The sequence below is a fragment of the Pelistega indica genome (genome assembly GCF_000506865.1).
Lineage (GTDB): Bacteria > Pseudomonadota > Gammaproteobacteria > Burkholderiales > Burkholderiaceae_B > Taylorella > Taylorella indica.
Genome location: NZ_AYSV01000068.1, coordinates 16,035 through 33,383, shown reverse-complemented (window position 1 = coordinate 33,383; position 17,349 = coordinate 16,035). Strand labels below are relative to the sequence as shown.

Annotated in this window: 12 protein-coding genes and 1 pseudogene; 9 read left to right on the top strand and 4 right to left on the bottom strand. The window is 39.3% G+C overall.

Going from position 1 to position 17,349, the window contains the following annotated elements:
* Window positions 1–8 precede the first annotated feature (8 nt).
* From murC to lpxC, 6 genes and pseudogenes are all read left to right on the top strand, one after another.
* Window positions 9–1,422: pseudogene (gene murC, locus V757_RS19795) on the top strand (UDP-N-acetylmuramate--L-alanine ligase).
* Entirely contained in the window at window positions 1,419–2,354 is a 936-nt protein-coding gene (locus tag V757_RS19790) for a D-alanine--D-alanine ligase (protein WP_023950330.1), read from the top strand. The pseudogene murC and the gene V757_RS19790 overlap by 4 nt, the downstream one beginning before the upstream one ends.
* 9 nt (window positions 2,355–2,363) lie before the next feature.
* Window positions 2,364–3,170 (top strand): cell division protein FtsQ/DivIB, encoded by an 807-nt coding sequence (locus tag V757_RS19785; protein ID WP_023950328.1) that lies wholly within the window; start codon window positions 2,364–2,366, stop codon window positions 3,168–3,170.
* Complete coding sequence (gene ftsA / locus V757_RS19780; protein WP_023950326.1) at window positions 3,167–4,387, top strand: cell division protein FtsA; 1,221 nt, start codon at window positions 3,167–3,169, stop codon at window positions 4,385–4,387. Before V757_RS19785 ends, ftsA begins: the two co-directional genes overlap by 4 nt.
* A gap of 194 nt (window positions 4,388–4,581) precedes the next feature.
* Window positions 4,582–5,811, top strand: a complete 1,230-nt coding sequence (gene ftsZ / locus V757_RS19775) for a cell division protein FtsZ (protein WP_023950324.1) — start codon at window positions 4,582–4,584, stop codon at window positions 5,809–5,811.
* A 334-nt stretch (window positions 5,812–6,145) separates the two neighbouring features.
* Window positions 6,146–7,075 (top strand): UDP-3-O-acyl-N-acetylglucosamine deacetylase, encoded by a 930-nt coding sequence (gene lpxC / locus V757_RS19770; RefSeq protein WP_023950322.1) that lies wholly within the window; start codon window positions 6,146–6,148, stop codon window positions 7,073–7,075.
* A gap of 77 nt (window positions 7,076–7,152) precedes the next feature.
* On the opposite strand, the gene V757_RS19765 is transcribed toward lpxC, so the two are convergent.
* Window positions 7,153–7,332, bottom strand: coding sequence for a hypothetical protein (locus V757_RS19765; RefSeq protein ID WP_023950320.1), 180 nt, complete (start codon window positions 7,330–7,332; stop codon window positions 7,153–7,155).
* Between the two features lie 4 nt (window positions 7,333–7,336).
* Window positions 7,337–7,666: a DciA family protein gene (locus V757_RS19760; protein ID WP_023950319.1), complete on the bottom strand. Its 330-nt coding sequence runs from the start codon at window positions 7,664–7,666 to the stop codon at window positions 7,337–7,339.
* Between the two features lie 227 nt (window positions 7,667–7,893).
* Here V757_RS19760 and secA point away from each other — a divergent pair, with 227 nt between their 5' ends.
* On the top strand, window positions 7,894–10,629 hold the full coding sequence (gene secA, locus V757_RS19755; protein WP_023950317.1) for a preprotein translocase subunit SecA: 2,736 nt from the start codon (window positions 7,894–7,896) through the stop codon (window positions 10,627–10,629).
* A gap of 104 nt (window positions 10,630–10,733) precedes the next feature.
* Here the strand turns inward: secA and mgtE are convergent, their stop codons facing one another.
* Window positions 10,734–12,224 (bottom strand): magnesium transporter, encoded by a 1,491-nt coding sequence (gene mgtE / locus V757_RS19750; RefSeq protein ID WP_023950315.1) that lies wholly within the window; start codon window positions 12,222–12,224, stop codon window positions 10,734–10,736.
* Window positions 12,225–12,245: 21 nt separating this feature from the next.
* Complete coding sequence (locus V757_RS19745; RefSeq protein WP_023950312.1) at window positions 12,246–13,112, bottom strand: inositol monophosphatase family protein; 867 nt, start codon at window positions 13,110–13,112, stop codon at window positions 12,246–12,248.
* Window positions 13,113–13,269: 157 nt separating this feature from the next.
* On the opposite strand from V757_RS19745, the gene V757_RS19740 reads away from it, so the two are divergent.
* Complete coding sequence (locus tag V757_RS19740; protein WP_023950311.1) at window positions 13,270–15,042, top strand: FAD-dependent oxidoreductase; 1,773 nt, start codon at window positions 13,270–13,272, stop codon at window positions 15,040–15,042.
* A 138-nt stretch (window positions 15,043–15,180) separates the two neighbouring features.
* A complete protein-coding gene (locus V757_RS19735; protein WP_023950309.1) occupies window positions 15,181–17,337 on the top strand; it encodes a TIM-barrel domain-containing protein in 2,157 nt (718 codons plus the stop codon).
* The last annotated feature ends 12 nt before the right edge of the window (window positions 17,338–17,349 follow it).

Genomic DNA, 17,349 nt, shown 5'->3' with positions numbered 1-17,349 from the left:
GGACAAATATGAAACATAAAATACATCATATCCATTTTGTTGGGATTGGTGGCTCTGGTATGAGTGGTATTGCCGAGGTGTTACTCACTTTAGGTTATAAGATCAGTGGTTCAGATATGAGTGATACTGCTATCACTAGACGCTTGGCTAGCTTAGGCGCAACGATTTATAAAGGCCATGAGGCAAGTCATATAGAAAATGCAGATACGGTAGTGACTTCTACCGCTATTCAAGGAAGTAATCCTGAGGTATTAGCTGCTCGAGCTAAGAATATTCCCATTGTTCCTAGGGCGATTATGTTGGCTGAATTGATGCGTTTGAAAAGTGGTATTGCGATTGCCGGAACACATGGAAAAACAACAACAACCAGTCTGGTGGCTAGTATCTTAGGTGAGGCAGGCATGGATCCAACATTTGTTATTGGTGGAAAACTGAATTCAGCTGGTGCGAATGCACGACTAGGGACAGGTGAGTTTATTGTTGTTGAAGCGGATGAGTCTGATGCCTTCATTTTTGAATTTATTGCCCGTCATTGCTGTTATTACGAATATTGATGCGGATCATATGGATACTTATGGACACGATGTAGCAAAATTACGTGGTGCTTTCATTCAGTTTTCACAACGATTACCTTTTTATGGAAGTATTATTGCCTGTACAGATGATGATAATGTTCGCAAAATTTTGCCATTAATTTCATGCTCTGTAACAACTTATGGGTTTAATGAGGAGGCAGATGTACGAGCGCTTAATGTCTGTGCTAAAGGTACGCAGATGTTTTTTGATGTTAAAAGAAGAAATCATCGCAAGGAAAATTTACCTGATCTGCATATCACCTTAAATACCCCAGGAAAACATAATGTACTAAATGCGTTGGCAGCAATTGCTGTGGCAACAGAGGTGGGGGCTTCAGATGCTTCTATTGCACAAGCATTAGAGAAATTTAATGGTGTTGGTCGACGTTTCACTCAGATTGGTGATTTTGCCGTCCCTCAAGAGCATGGTGGTGGTACATTTAAAGTGATTGATGATTATGGACATCATCCAGTTGAAATGGCAGCAACAGTAGAGGCTGCTCGTGGTGCTTATCCCGATAGACGTTTGGTATTGGCTTTCCAACCACACCGTTATACCAGAACTCGGGATTGTTTTGCTGACTTTGTTCATGTATTAGGTACAGCTGATGCGGTAATCTTAACAGATGTCTATCCTGCGGGTGAGGCTGCTATTGCAGGAGCAGATGGCTTAGCACTCTCTAATGCTATTGCAGAGGATGGCAAGGTAAATCCATTGTTTGTGAAAGAGGTGACGAATTTGCCACAGACAATTGTTGATTTTGTTCGTAACAATGATGTAGTGATTTGTATGGGCGCAGGATCTATCAATAAAGTCCCTAACCTTATTGGAGAATTGGTGAAATGAAAAATTTAGGTAAAGTTGGTGTTTTATATGGTGGCATTTCTGCGGAAAGATCCGTTTCATTGCAATCAGGACAGGGTGTTTATGAGGCCTTGAAAAGTAAAGGTGTGGATGCTCATCTTTTTGATACAGGTGAAAGAAGTTTAGCTGATTTGGCAGAACAAAAATTTGATCGCGTTTTTATTGCTTTACATGGCCGTTTTGGAGAAGATGGTTGTACTCAAGGGGTATTAGAGTTACTAGGGATTCCCTATACGGGTCCAGGAGTGATGGCATCTTCCATCGCTATGGACAAAATTATGACCAAACGTATTTTGCTAGAAAAAAACTTACCAACTCCTCGCTATTATGTGGCACGTAGTGAGGAAGATTTACATATGGCAGAAGAACAGCTTGGTTTGCCTATGATTGTAAAACCACCTCATGAAGGCTCTACATTGGGTCTGAAAAAGGTGAATGTATCGCAGGAAATTAGTGAAGCGTTTGAATTATCTAAGACTTATGAAAGTGAGTTATTAGCGGAACAATGTATTATTGGTAGAGAATTAACAGTACCAGTTATGGGTAAAGGAGCAGATGCACATGCCTTGCCTATTATTGAAATTATCGCCCCAGATGGTAATTATGATTTTAATAATAAATATATTGCTAATGATACAGTTTATGAATGTCCTGCAAAATTATCGCCTGAATTAACTGCAAAAATTCAAGAATATTGCGTTCAAGCATATAATGCAATCGGAGCTGAAGGATGGTCTCGAATTGATGTTATGCTAGACAAGAATAATCAGCCATGGATTTTAGAAATTAATACCTCTCCTGGTATGACATCTCACTCTTTAGTTCCAATGTCAGCTAAAGCTAATGGTATGTCATATGCTGATTTATGTGTTTATTTAGTTGAAACCGCTAGTACAAAAGTTTTTAAGAAATAGGTTTGTTTTGTGTTTAATAATCCAAGATTTTTAAATTTTATTGCTAATATCATAATGCTGGTTGCCATACTGGCATTACTTGTCGGCGCTGGTTCTTGGGTTATTAAACAGCCAAGATTTAATATTACCAAAATGGTTTTAGAGCCGAAGGAAGGGAATACGCTACTTCATGTGTCACCGGCCAATATTCAAGCGGTTATTGCAGGACATATTGATGGAAATTTCTTTACAGTAGATTTGCCTGCGTTAAAAGAACAAATTGAAAAAGCCCCTTGGGTTAGAAACGTTGATATTAGTCGTGTATGGCCTGATGGATTGTTGCTCCGAATTGAAGAACACGAGGCTTATGCCAAGTGGAATGAAAATCAGATGATTAATACCTGGGGAGAAATTTTTACGGCTAACCGCGCTGAGTTGGATAGTAATGTGGAATATCCCCAATATAATGGGCCTGATGGTTCTGAAAAATTGATAGTACAACGAGCGGGAGAGTTAGCGACATTATTATCACCATTAAATTTACATATTGATACTATGTCGTTAAGTGATCGCTATGCGTGGCAAGTAAAATTAAAAAATGGTTTAGAATTAATATTAGGTCGAGATGGTGGAGCAGAGGTTGTTGACCCGTTAGGAGGTAGCCAAGAAGCTGTCAGTTTTGCTGAAAATGTAAAGAGATTTGTTCAAGCATGGCCAGTTTTATTGGAAAGAACTAAAGGAAGACGCATCAAAAAGGTCGACCTCAGGTATACTAAGGGTTTTGCTATATCTTTTGATCAAGCAGTCGTTAACGAAGAAAGTACAGAGAAAAAATGAATCGTGATTCAAAAAGGGATTTAATAGTAGCTTTAGATATAGGCACCAGCAAGGTAGTTGCTGTTGTCGCTGAAGCACTACAAGCAGAGGGCCGCTTTGAAGTGTTGGGTCTTGGGCAAGCACCAACTCAGGGTGGAATACGCAATGGTTCAGTGATTAATATTGATATTACCGTTAAAGCTATTCAAAAAGCCTTAGAAGAGGCTGAGTTAATGGCAGATTGTAAGATTCGTGATGCTTTGGTAGGTATCGGTGGAGCACATATTTTAAGTTTTAACTCTAGTGGCATGGTGGCCATTCGTGACAAAGAGGTTACGAGCTACGATGTTAATCGCGTGATTGATACCGCAAAAGCCGTTAATATTTCTAATGATCAGCGTATTCTCCATGTGATTACCCAACAATTTATCGTGGATAGACAAGAGGGAATCTCTAGACCAGAGGGAATGGCAGGCGTACGCTTAGAGGTTCGTGTACATATTGTGACAGGCGAGGAAACAGCCGCACAAAACATTCTAAAATGTGTGCGTAGATGCGGTTTAGAGCCTCATCGCTTAACATTAAATCCATTAGCGGCAAGTAATATTTGTTTAACCGAGGATGAGAAGCAACAAGGCGTGTTGTTGATCGATATCGGGGCTGGTACAACAGGTATTGCGATGTATAAAGATGGATTTATTCGTCATAGCCATATATTTGATATGGGTGGTCAATTAGTGACCAATGACTTGGCGAAAGTATTCCATATTCCTGTGCCAGAGGCAGAAGATTTAAAACTAGAAAATGGGATTGCTAAAGCAAGCTTAGTTTCTGAAAATGATTTTGTTGCATTATCACCAGTAGGTGATCAAGGCCGTCAAGAAAGAAAAGTATCACACCAGATTATTGGTGAAATTATTTTCTCTCGGATGGTCGAGATTTTTGAAACAATTCATCAAGATTTAGAAGAACAAGATTTATCACCACACTCAGTGGTTTTAACAGGTGGTGGTGCTTTGTTACCAGGTATTGCTGAATTAGCCGAAGAGGTTTTCCAAATGCCAGCTAAGGTTGGTCGTCCTCTTTATTATGGAAGCTTGGCGGATGTTGTGTCTCAGCCGCAATTTGCGACCGTAATGGGCTTGTTATTAGAAGCTAGAGTTCATTTGGATCATTTACCATTTGAATCAAGTAAACAAGGATTTTTCAAAAAAATTTGGGAATATATAATGAATTAAACGACTTTTCATTATATAATTCTAGGTGAATGCATCTTAAAAAAGATGCGTATGTAGTATTGGTTGGGGAACCAATACTACATAGGAGACGATTCAAAGAGAATGACGAGTAGTCACGCACTGGTGTTTTCTTTGAGGCGATTTCCGAAATTAGCAGGGGGTTTCGTTAATGGTTTCGTTTTCAGGGGTTGATAATGCCAGTAGGATTCAACTTTATTGATGAAGTAGACACTTCATCCGCTCAACAAAGAGGTTCAAGTTTAGGTTTTGATATAGTCGATGATAGCCAACCCAGCAAGACACTCATTAAAGTAGTAGGTGTCGGTGGCGCAGGTGGTAATGCCATCAATCATATGATTGCATCAGGTGTAAAAGGCGTAGATTTTATTTGTGCTAATACAGATGCTCAGGCCTTAAAACAATCAAAAGCAGAGACGCAAATTGCGTTAGGTAAATCGGGTTTAGGAGCAGGTGCTCGTCCAGAGCAAGGTCGTGCTGCTGCTGAGATGGCTCGTGAACAAATTCGTTCTGCATTACAAGGTGCTCAAATGGTCTTTATTACTGCCGGTATGGGTGGTGGTACAGGCACAGGCGCGGCTCCTGTGGTAGCAGAAATTGCCAAAGAGTTAGGCATTCTTACGGTTGGTATTGTGACGAAACCGTTTGACTTCGAAGGTAGTAAGCGTATGCATATTGCTGAAGAAGGTGTTGCCGAGCTTTCAAAACATGTTCATTCTTTAGTCGTTGTATTAAATCAAAAGCTCATTGATATTATGGGTGAAGATGCAACTTATGAAGATTGCTTTAAAGAAGCAGATAGCGTATTAAATAACGCTTGTGCCGGTATTGCTGAGATTATTAATGTTCAGGGTATTGTTAACGTTGACTTTGAAGACGTTAAAACAGTAATGGGCGAGTATGGTCAAGCGATGATGGGTACAGCGACTGCATCTGGAGAAAATCGCGCAGTTAAAGCGGCAGAAGAAGCTATTGCTTGCCCACTTCTAGAGGGTGTTAACCTAAATGGTGCTCGTGGTGTTCTTATCAATGTGACATCTAGCAAATCTATTAAGATGTCTGAGATGAAGAAAATTAACGAAATCATTACTAGTTATGCAGACAAAGATGCAATGGTTATTACTGGTAACGCTTATGATGAAAGCATGGGTGATAAGATTCGAGTAACTGTTGTAGCAACAGGTTTGGGTCGTAACCTTGAGCTAGTTCATTCAGCAGAAGAAACTCAAACTCCTGCTGTCGCTACTGGTACAGACGGTATTCCTTTGTTCAATGATTTACGTTCATCTGAAAACTCATCTATTGGTTCTATCAGAATCCGTACGACTGGTCGTTCTCGTTCGTTAGGTTCTGGTTCTGATGCTGATCGTGATGTTCCAGCTTACTTGCGTAGACAAGCGAATTAATACAGTCTAAATTTCAACAAGACAAGGGCGGAAGCAGTATATAAGCTGGTTCCGCTGAGGACTGTCGATAAAATTGTAGTTTCGGCGTGCAGGTTTTTATAGCAAATTTGAAGTGGTTGTTTTTTTGCGTCAAACTTGAAAACCTGCACGTCAAAAATAACCTAAAAGGTTTGTTAGTATCTTAGGCGGAAGCAGTATATAAGCTGGTTCCGCTTTTTATTTCAAAGCTAGGTATTTTGAAATAATATTAACTATAATTTGGATTTCTTTATTGTTATTTGGACTAAAATAGTAATCATTATTGAATAGTCTGTTTATAGGGTGAAATTCTCGTATGTTAAAACAAAGAACAATTAAAAAAATTGTGACAGCCACTGGAGTTGGTGTGCATTCAGGCCAACGTGTTAAGCTAGTCTTGCGACCAGCTGAGCCAAATACGGGTATTGTTTTTCATCGGGTTGATACCCCCGAGATGATAGACTTTCCTGCACAAGCAGATAAAGTTGGTGATACGCGCATGGCTTCTGTATTGCAGAATGGGCAATATCGCGTGTCTACAGTTGAACATTTAATGAGTGCTTTAGCAGGTCTAGGCATTGATAACATCCATATTGATGTCGATGCAGAAGAAATACCAATCATGGATGGTAGTGCTGCTACGTTTGTTTTCTTGCTGAAAGATGCAGGCATTATAGAACAAAATGCTCCTAAGCGTTTTTTACGGGTGAAAAAAACGATTGAAGTAAAAGAGGGTGAAGGTCATGAGGCAAAATGGGCAAGATTAGAGCCTTATGAAGGTTTTGCCTTAGCATTCTCTATTGATTTTAAACACCCAGCGATTAATTCAACAGCTAGTTTTGCTGAAATTGACTTTGGCAAAGATTCTTATGTAGACCAGATTGCTAGAGCGCGTACGTTTGGTTTTGCTAATGAAGTTGAAATGCTTCGTGGTATTGGTCTTGCTAGAGGTGGTAGTTTAGATAATGCTATTGTGCTTGATGAATATCGTATTTTAAATGCGGATGGTTTGCGATATGATGATGAATTCGTAAAACATAAAATTCTAGATGCAATTGGTGACTTATATTTGATTGGTTATCCTTTATTAGCACGTTATGTGGCTTGCAAATCAGGACATGGCATCAATAATAAATTGTCACGTGCTTTATTGGCACAAGAAGATGCTTATGAGATTGTAACTTTTGAAGATGAGCGTGATTTAAGACAGGCTGAAGCATTAAATAGAGATTGGCGCCTAGCTTAAATATATTCTTTTTAGTATCTAAATAAACGAGTTCACCATTAAGTGAACTCGTTTTTTTTGTTTGAAAGAAAACTATATCAGGGTGTCTGGCGCTTTGCCAAAATAGATTTCAACGCATCGGCTAAATAACTTTCAGGGCTATGCTCAATTAGAGAGTGGTAAGCCTCATGGCAGGCCTTTTGAGCAGTAGGCTGTGTTTGTGGCAAAGATGATGAGGTAGGTGTTAGATCGCTATTAGGAATATCACAGTTATTCATCACTTTAATGGTTATTTTTTTTTATTATTACATTTTTTTGCGAAAGTTCTTCAGCAAGACTCGGAATCATTTGCCGTATCTTAGTCGCTAATGCGGCATTGGGAACTGAGACGGTGAGTTGTGCATCGTTTAACTCCACGACCTTGCAATAATCGCCGAGATGATTGCTTAAACTTGTTTTAATAGATTCTTCAATATCAACAAATAAGCTTGCTTTAACCAATGTGGCGTGTATAGAGGGTTGAGAAGTGTTTCTCAAGCTGTTTAATGGACTCACAAAGCTCGATTGAATAGATTTACGTTTTTTATGTAATTGGCGATGAGTGATAAACATAGCAAAATAGCCACTTGAAAAACTTCATTTAGTCATTATAACAGTCATGATGATAGTACTGTCTTAGAGGGATGCGTTAATTGAGGATAAAGTAGTAAAATCACTCATAGTTTACTTCTAAAAATAGATAATGCTGAGCGTTGTAGAAATGAGTGAAATAATACCATTCTACATTCTTTATGCGTTAAACTATATAGCTTATAAAAATTTAATTAATTGATTGAAAAATGATTTCTTTATTCAAAAAACTCGTTGGTAGCCGTAACGATCGTCTGTTAAAGCAGTATCGTAAACTTGTGCAAAAAATTAATAGCCTTGAGCCTAGTATTCAAGCATTGTCAGACGCTGATTTAGCGGCTAAAACAGCAGAATTTAAACAGCGCTTAGCTGACGGTTCAAGTTTAGATAGTTTATTACCAGAAGCATTTGCTGTTGTACGTGAAGCATCTTCTCGAGTGCTTGGTATGCGTCATTTTGATGTTCAATTAATTGGTGGGATTGTTCTACACAACGGCAAGATTGCAGAGATGCGTACAGGTGAAGGTAAAACGCTGATGGCAACATTGGCTATTTATCTAAATGCATTGACAGGAGAGGGTGTTCATGTTGTCACCGTCAATGATTACTTAGCACGTCGTGATGCGGAAAATAATGGTCAATTATTTAACTTCCTTGGTTTAACCGTTGGAGTCGTTGTCCCAGGTCAGGATAATTTTGAAAAATATAATGCTTATCGTGCCGATGTGACCTATGGTACAAACAATGAATTTGGGTTTGATTATCTTCGTGACAATATGGAATATAGAGCAGAAGAGCGTCGCCAACGTAAGCTTGCTTATGCCATCGTGGATGAAGTAGACTCAATTCTTATCGATGAAGCTCGTACGCCGTTAATTATTTCAGGCCAAGCAGAAGACAATACTGATTTATATGTACGTATGAATCAAGTGCCTGCGTTGTTAACACGAATGAAAGAAGAGCCAAAACCTCAGGAGCCAGAACCAGAAGGTGATTTCTGGGTTGATGAAAAAGCGCAACAAATCTATCTATCAGAAGCAGGGCATATTCACGCTGAAGAAACCTTGACAAAATTAGGTATCTTGCCAGAAGGTGATTCTTTGTATGATCCTCGTCATATTACATTAATGCACCATTTGATGGTGGCATTAAGAGCACATAATTTGTTTTTTAGAGATCAACATTATGTTGTTCATGACGGTGAGGTGGTTATTGTCGATGAATTTACCGGTCGTTTTATGGCTGGGCGTCGATGGTCTGATGGTTTACACCAAGCTGTTGAGGCAAAGGAGGGTGTCGCGATTCAAAATGAAAACCAAACAATGGCATCTATTACCTTCCAAAACTATTTCCGTATGTACGGTAAATTGGCTGGAATGACAGGTACAGCCGATACCGAAGCTTATGAGTTCCAAGATATTTATGGTCTAGAAACAGTTATTATTCCAACGAACCTTCCAATGATTCGTCAAGATCAAAATGACCAAATTTATCTGAACGATGCTGAAAAATATGCGGCTATTATTAAGGATATTCGTGAGTGCTACGATAGAAAACAACCTGTATTAGTGGGTACAACGAGTATTGAAAATTCTGAGTTACTCTCAGAGCTATTGAAAAAAGAAAATCTGCCTCATGATGTGTTGAATGCTAAACAACATGCACGTGAAGCAGAAATTGTGGCAGAAGCAGGTATGCCAGGCCATATTACTATTGCAACTAATATGGCTGGACGTGGTACTGATATTGTATTAGGTGGTAATGTCTCAAAACAAATCATCCAGATTGAAGCTAATGAGCAATTAACGCCAGAAGATAAAGCTGTAGCTATTGATAAAGTACGCCAAGAATGGAAAGTACGTAACGAACAAGTTAAAGCAGCTGGTGGGTTACGCATTATTGGTACAGAGCGCCATGAATCTCGCCGTATTGACAACCAATTACGTGGTCGTGCAGGACGACAAGGCGATCCTGGCTCTTCACGTTTTTATCTATCCTTAGATGATTCATTAATGCGCATTTTTGCAGGAGATCGTGTTAGAGGGTTAATGGAAAAATTAGGCTCTCCTGGTGAACCTATTGAGGCCAAAATGGTTTCTCGCTCAATTGAGTCTGCGCAACGTAAAGTTGAGGGTAGAAACTTTGATATCCGTAAGCAATTATTGGAGTTTGATAACGTTGCTAATGATCAACGAAAAGTGCTTTATGGGCAACGAAATGAGGTCTTAGACGAAAAATCTGTCCGTGACATGATGGTAGAGTTGCGTGTAAATGCCTTGACCGATTTTGTACGTGCGTATATCCCAGAAGAGTCTTTAGAAGAGCAATGGGAGTTAGAGGCTCTAGAAACTGCTCTAGCTTCAGAGTGGGGGATTAAACTACCTTTAAAAGAGTTAGTGGCTAAAAATCATGACTTAGATGATGATGATATTTTAAAAGCTGTTCTTGATGAGGCGGATAGAATTTGCCAAGAAAAATTAGAATTAGTGGGTGAAGAGTCTTGGAGTCAGTTTGAGCGTTCTGTATTATTAGATCGTTTAGATGGTGCTTGGAGAGAGCATTTAGCCGCTTTAGATCATTTGCGTCAGGGTATTCATTTACGTGGTTATGCTCAAAAAGATCCTAAACAAGAGTACAAAAAAGAAGCATTTGAATTATTCAAATATATGCTTGAACGTGTACGTAATGAGACGTCAAAAATCTTATTGAATGTACAAATTCAATCACCTGCACAAGTTGAAGCTCTAGAGGAAGAACAAGTAGCTAAAGCACAGGAAATGGAAGATAAGATGAATTATCACCATGCTGATTATGATGAGGCATTAGCCGAGGATGTGGCAGTTAAGGAAGTTACATCTGATATGTTTGTCGGTGTCGGTAGAAATGATCCTTGCCCATGTGGTAGTGGTAAGAAATACAAGCATTGCCATGGCGCATTAAGCTAATTCTGTATAAGAAATACTAAAATAAATTCTCCCCTGTTTTATAGAGCTAAACATATAATGTTAGCCCTTGAAATAGGGGATTATTTTGTGTAGTTGAATATTGATTAAAGTAAGAAAATAGTTGCTAGTCCTAGGAAAATAAAGAACCCTAAGGCATCAGTAGCGAATGTTAACAAAACAGAAGAGCCAACCGCTGGATCTTTATTAAATTTAGCACGTACAAGAGGGATAAGTACGCCAAGAAAGGCACCAATGAGCATATTGCATATCATTGCTGTGACCATAACAATGGCAATTTTGTACGAATCAGAGACTAGCCAAGCAAAGAATGCCGCCATAATACTGCCTGTTAAACCGACTAATAGCGTTACATACGTTTCTCTTTTCAGCATGGGCATAATACTTTTAACGTTAATACGCCCCATCGCCATAGCCCTAATGACCAATGTGAGAGTTTGGTTGCCTGAGTTACCCCCAATCCCAGCTACAATTGACATCAAAAAGGCCAAGATAACAATTTGACTGACTGTGCCTTCAAATTGTGAGGCAATAAAGGAGGCTGTTGATGCGGTACAGAGGTTGATTAATAACCAAGGCGTACGGTTACGAACAGCGTGAGCTACTGAGGAGAAAGTATCCTCTTCAGCAAGACCGGCACGAGCAAGATCTTGTTCTTGAGAGTCTTCTTGGATGACATCTACAACGGCATTAATCGTTACTCGTCCAAGGAGGCGGTTTTCATTATCTACCACTGGTGCAGAAACTAAGTCATAACGTTCAAATGCTGAGGTGGCAACGGTATCGCTTTCATTTGGTGTAAGAGAAAAGAACTCTGTTTTCATTAGATCTTTGACGTGACTTTCAGGATCATTAATGAGTAAGTCAGCAAGTGATAAAACGCCGAGTAAATGCTCTTCACGATCAATAATAAATAACTGGTCTGTATGGTCGGGTAAATAATCTAGACGTCTTAAATAGCGCAAGACAACTTCAAGAGTAATATCCTCTCGTACACGCACCATCTCGAAATCCATGATGGCACCAACAGTATCTTTTTCATAGCCTAGGACGGCTAATAACTGATTGCGTTCTTTTTCTGTTAGACCTTTCTGAACTTCAGCCACAATCTCAGCAGGAAGATCTGGGGCTAGATCGGCTAATTCGTCAGTATCAAGTGTTTCTGTTGCTGCCAACAAGTCTTCACGATTCATAGTAGCAATTAGGTCTTCACGAACCCAATCGTCTACTTCTAAAAGAATATCACCGTCATGTTGAGAACTTACGAGTTCCCAGACTTGCATACGCTCTTCATGAGGCAGAGATTCTAGGATATACGCAATATCAGCCGGGTGTAGTGGGCGTAGGAAGTTTTCTAACTCTACATGCTGCTGTCGTTTTAAGAGTTCTTCTACTAATGCGCCACTCTCGGTATTATGTTCTTCTTGTTGATGAACCAAATTTTGCACGAGTGATTGCTTGCTAAGAAGCATTTTAATATGCTCTAACACTTGTTGTGCATCTTCTGAGTCAAGCCTTTTTTGTGAGGTATTGACGTCTTTCTCTGTATCACTGTGCTGGTTTGGTGTTTTTGTCATAGGCAGCTAACCGAGTAAAAATTATGGCAAAGTTTTTAAAGATGGTTTTAGCATGGCGAAAAAATCATCAAAAAGAAGACGGTTTGTCGCAATCACATTCCCAGTGATAGGCCAAGGATGTTGTTTATATAAGTCTTGTACTTGCCCACCAGCCTCTCTGACTAGCAACGTTCCTGCTGCTACATCCCAAGGAGCTAGACGCATTTCCCAATAGGCATCAAAGCGACCACATGCTACCCATGCCAAATCTAGTGCAGCAGCACCATTTCGGCGAATACCTCGGGTTTGATGGATCGCTGCTTTTAGCATAGGATCATATTCATCTTCAAATGAAAAATCACGGAAAGGTAAACCTGTACCGAGTAAGGCATCCCCTAAGGTGGCGGTTTTATTGCAACGAATAGCTTGACCGTTTAACTGACATCCGCCAAAGTAATAGGCACTAAATAATTCTTGACGATTAGGGTCAAGCACAACAGCAACAATAGGTGTGTCTTCTGTGAGAGGAGACATGCCTGCACTTAATACTGTGCCTTTGTGAGCAACTAAACCAATAGAGACTGCAAAATGAGGAATGCCATGTAAAAAATTGGTCGTTCCATCTAAGGGGTCTATATACCATGTAGCTAATGAGCTTTCTGGTTGCTTACCTTGCTCTAATTGGGATTCTTCAGCAATAATTGCAAACTCAGGACATAGCTGAGTTAGCTTGGCAATAATGGCTTTTTCGGCATCTTTGTCAGCTTGTGATACTAAATCATTGCGAGATTTGTGTTCAATCACTAGCTCATCTCTATGATTGAAATATTCCATTAAAATTGCAGCACCTTGATGGGCGGCTTCTGTAGCAGCATGAAGAGCTTTTTGAAAGTCAATATTGGTAGACATGAGAAACCCTTAGAATTCAGAGCATGAAAGATTATAGATATCTTATTGTATATATTTAGCATTACAATAAAGAGTTAGTATTATACACGTTAGCTGTTTAAACGGCTCATTCGCTTGGTATTTATTTTTGTACTACGAGGCGATTAATGGATTGAACATGAAAACTCAGCCTCTGAACATTGCAATTTTAAGTGCCCAATACCTTAAGTATTTACCATCATTATTTGATTTTTGGCAGGGTCAGTCACGTCCTGTTCATATATTAGTTGTTGATGATGATCTCACGGCTCGTCGTGAATTATTACGACGCTTAAGCCAACAATCAATCTCGCCTATTTATGCACGCCTATTGGAACAATGGCCTATTGATTTGCTAGGTTTGCATCGATTAGATATTGAACCGTACCAATTTTGTTTGCATATTTTGAATACTAATCATCCTCATCCTTGGAAAGCATTTAGTGCAGATGTGGATGGTTTTATCGTCGATGAGATTAATCAAGAAGAGCATTTCATGGAAGCATTACGTCTGGCATCACCAATGCCTTTTGTCTATGCTGAAAAAAAATGTGTAGAAATGATTAAGAGTACATTGCAGTATCGACAGTTTTCTTTGCAATGTTCTCAAACTAGTGATGTTGTGATGGATAAATCGTCTGCACCAAATAGTCAGGTATGCTTGGATCCATTAAATTTATTTGCTCAATTTGCTGAGAATTGGCAATATTTACAGCCCACAAGTTTTCGTCCTGTCAAACAGCTAGCTGCTCAAAAAAAACGTGAAATTGCTATTATTGGTGCGGGAGTAGCTGGTGCAGGAGTCGCACATGCAATGGCAAATAGAGGGTGGCAAGTTACTGTTTTTGATCCTATGTTTGCGCATTCTCCCGATGAATTTGTTTTGCAGTTTGCGTCAGGAGCGATTACTCCATTAGTAACAGCAGATGATAGTCATAAGGCTAGGATTAGCAGGGCAGGTGTCTTAAGAGCACGGATACGCTGGCAAGCAATTGCTCAACAGGTTGGTATAAAGTATTGCGGTACGCTAGAACTTAATCGTGATAAAGGTCATGCTAAAGATTTGTTAGATGCTGTAAAGGCGCTGAATTACCCAAGTGAATGGGCGAGATTAGTGAGTGCATCGGAAGCAACGGAAATTGCCGGTATTCCTGTCGAACAAGATGGGGTATATTTTCCAATGGGCATGCAAGTTCCACCTGTTAAATTAGCTCATGTTTTATTACAGCATCCCAATATTCAGTGTAAGGCGCTTAAAATTGAGTGGATAAATAAACAAGCTGATGGGTATGAGTTGATTGGTGTGGACGAGGATGCTGTAGCGACAAAAGTTTTTTTTCATCAGATAGTAGTGGCTAACGCCATAGATAGCAAATCATTGTTAGAGAAAAATGAGTTGCATCGTAAGACACTTAAGTCAGGTAAGCAGGTTAATGCAATAAGTTGCTTAAATACTTTACACGCTTTATCAGGAGAAGTGATGATGATTCCTGATGATTTACTAAATGGTGGGCCAAAATGCATCGTAGGAGGACAGGGCTATTTTTTACCCTCCCAAAATGGATTTTGTGTGATGGGGAGTACCTATGTTCATAATGATTTAACTCCCAAAGTAAGCAAAGAGGGGCAAAAAGTTATTTGGGATAAAATTCCTTTATCACTTTCTCTAGATTTTGAAAGCTTACAACAATCAGCCACTATTAAGGGTAGGGCATGCGTGAGAGCTGTAATTCAAGGAAGGCTTCCCATTATTGGTGAGTTAGAGCATGCCAAAGGAGTTTGGCTTGCTTGTGCGTATGCGTCCCATGGGTTGACATGGAGTAGTTTGGCAGGGGAGTTGATAGGTGCAAGTCTTGAAGGAGAGCCGTTGCCGCTAGAACGGGATTTATTAGTAAGTCTGACACCAAAATAATGGTTTAGCCATAAAATTTTCTGAAGCTTATCATAAGAAATATTTCAGCTAAATCCTTGTATTTACTTTAAATTTTAATGAAAATCAGTCACAATAGCGGTATTAGACAAATAACGTCACCACTTTAAAAGCATAATTGTGATTCAGATCAAAAAGCTCAAGTTAATTGACCACCAACAAGGTCTTTGCCTATTTGAAATAGAAAAAGATTTATTTCTACGTATTGAGGCGACAGCACTAGGGGTATTTCGTATCCGTTGTGGTGCTAAAAACAAGATAGATGATAGTCTTCTTAATCCTCGTGCAAAAGAAAGACAAGAGTTATTATTGGCTCGTAATGAATTAAGTAGTGAGTTTGTTATTGAAGAGCATAAGAAAAACAGTCAGTGGCAAATTTCACATGGTAATACTAGCGTAGAGTTACAAGTAAATCCTTTTGCGATGATATTTCGTAGGGATGGAGAAGTTGTCTTAAAGACTACGGACGAAAATGCGTTAATTGTTGATACAGAAGTAGACGAAGAGGCGTGGACAATTAATTTTGCTCTTCCTAAAAATGATCATGTTTATGGTTTGGGACGCACAGCAGGAGCGTATAGTCGACGTGGCGAGGAATTATTTTCTGATGCACATGACCATCAGTACCTGCCGTTTGCATGGAGTACCAAAGGTTGGGGATTATTTCCTAACAGTTTAAAGCAAGTCAGACATCAGGTTGGTATCAAAAAAGCACCAACGATTTATCAACTGCAGATACATGATAATAGTCTAGATTTATTTGTGTATATTGGTACTGTAGCGGATATTTTTAATCAGTTTAGTGCCTCGCTTGGGCGACCGGGTCAGCCACCTTTATCTGCCATGGGTATTTGGCTTGATCAGATTGATGGGCAATCATTTACTGATGTATTAGAGCAGGCAGAGCAATTAGATCAAAAAGGTTTTGTCGTTGATACAATCAACCTCGCACCTCCTAGCGTATTTTTATTTCAAGATGATAAATTAACTCTTGAATGGGATACTGAGCGTTTGGGCGATGTTCGTCAATTTATTGCTGATTATTTAAAAGAAGGGAAGCATATTTGTGTACCTTCTTGGCCAGGAGTTCCTGTTGGTACTGCGTTATTCAAAGACTTAGAAGATAGGGCATGGTTGCTATTAGATGATGACGGTCACGCTTATCGAGTTAGTACGCCTTACGGTGAGGTGGGCATATTAGACTTGACTTATAAGGATGCTTATAAGTTTTGGGAATCTCGACATCAACAATTACTGGATAACACTGACACGGGGATAAACTTAATTGATGTTATTTCTATCCCTGATCATATTAATGCTAGACAAGGAGAGACGGGGGCTTTTTTACGTCAGCTCTATCCATTACGATTAGAGCAATCAATGTATGATGCTCAGTCTTATCACAAAATTCCTAAAGAAGCTTATTTGCGACGAGAGGCATTAAGTCTAAATAGTCCTCGTTACACTGGATTGCATTTACAGCATTCAATAAATAATTTTGAGGATATTAAGTCTTTATTGAGACTACACTTAACAACACAAGCAAGCGGAGTAATTTCTCAGACACATTCGTTGCTAGTGAATACTAATTCAAGTAATCTTTATTTACGCTTTTTGGCTTTATCGGTTTTTTCAGCTGGATTTAGTTTAGTGGCAGATAAGCAATATTTGCCCGACCAGTTTGATCAAAAAACACAGGAACAGATTAAAGTATTTTTTGATTTACGTTCTCGCTTAATTCCTTATGTGCTAGGAAATATTGAGGATGCGACAAGAACGGGATTGCCTGTTCAACGAATGATGGCAGTTGCTTTCCCTGATGATCAAAAAGCACATAAGTATGAATATCAGTTCTTGTTTGGTCCTGCTTTGTTGGTTGCTCCTATATTGGATGGTGGCAATGAGGTAGAGATATATCTTCCTGAAGGTGAGGCTTGGTGGGATGTGAATACAGGAATCCGTTATGAGGGTGGCCAAGTTTTACAATATGAGTGTGATGTAAGTACGATACCTGTTTTTGGTAGAGAGGGACATATGCTATGTATGGGACCTGTCTTAGAAGGTTTATCCAAATTTAATACAGCGAGAATACTTGATCAAGTGTGGTTATTTGGTATGCCATTATATAACCCAGTTGTGATGCGCAATAAAATTCGTGTTATGCAAATGCAAGGCTCTAGTTATATTAAGGGCTTTGAAGGATTAGATATTTTGCAATCGTCGGGATTAGAAGTAAAACGACGTGGTGCTGAAGTACGTATTTCTCGTGAGCGCTAATAGCATAGAAAT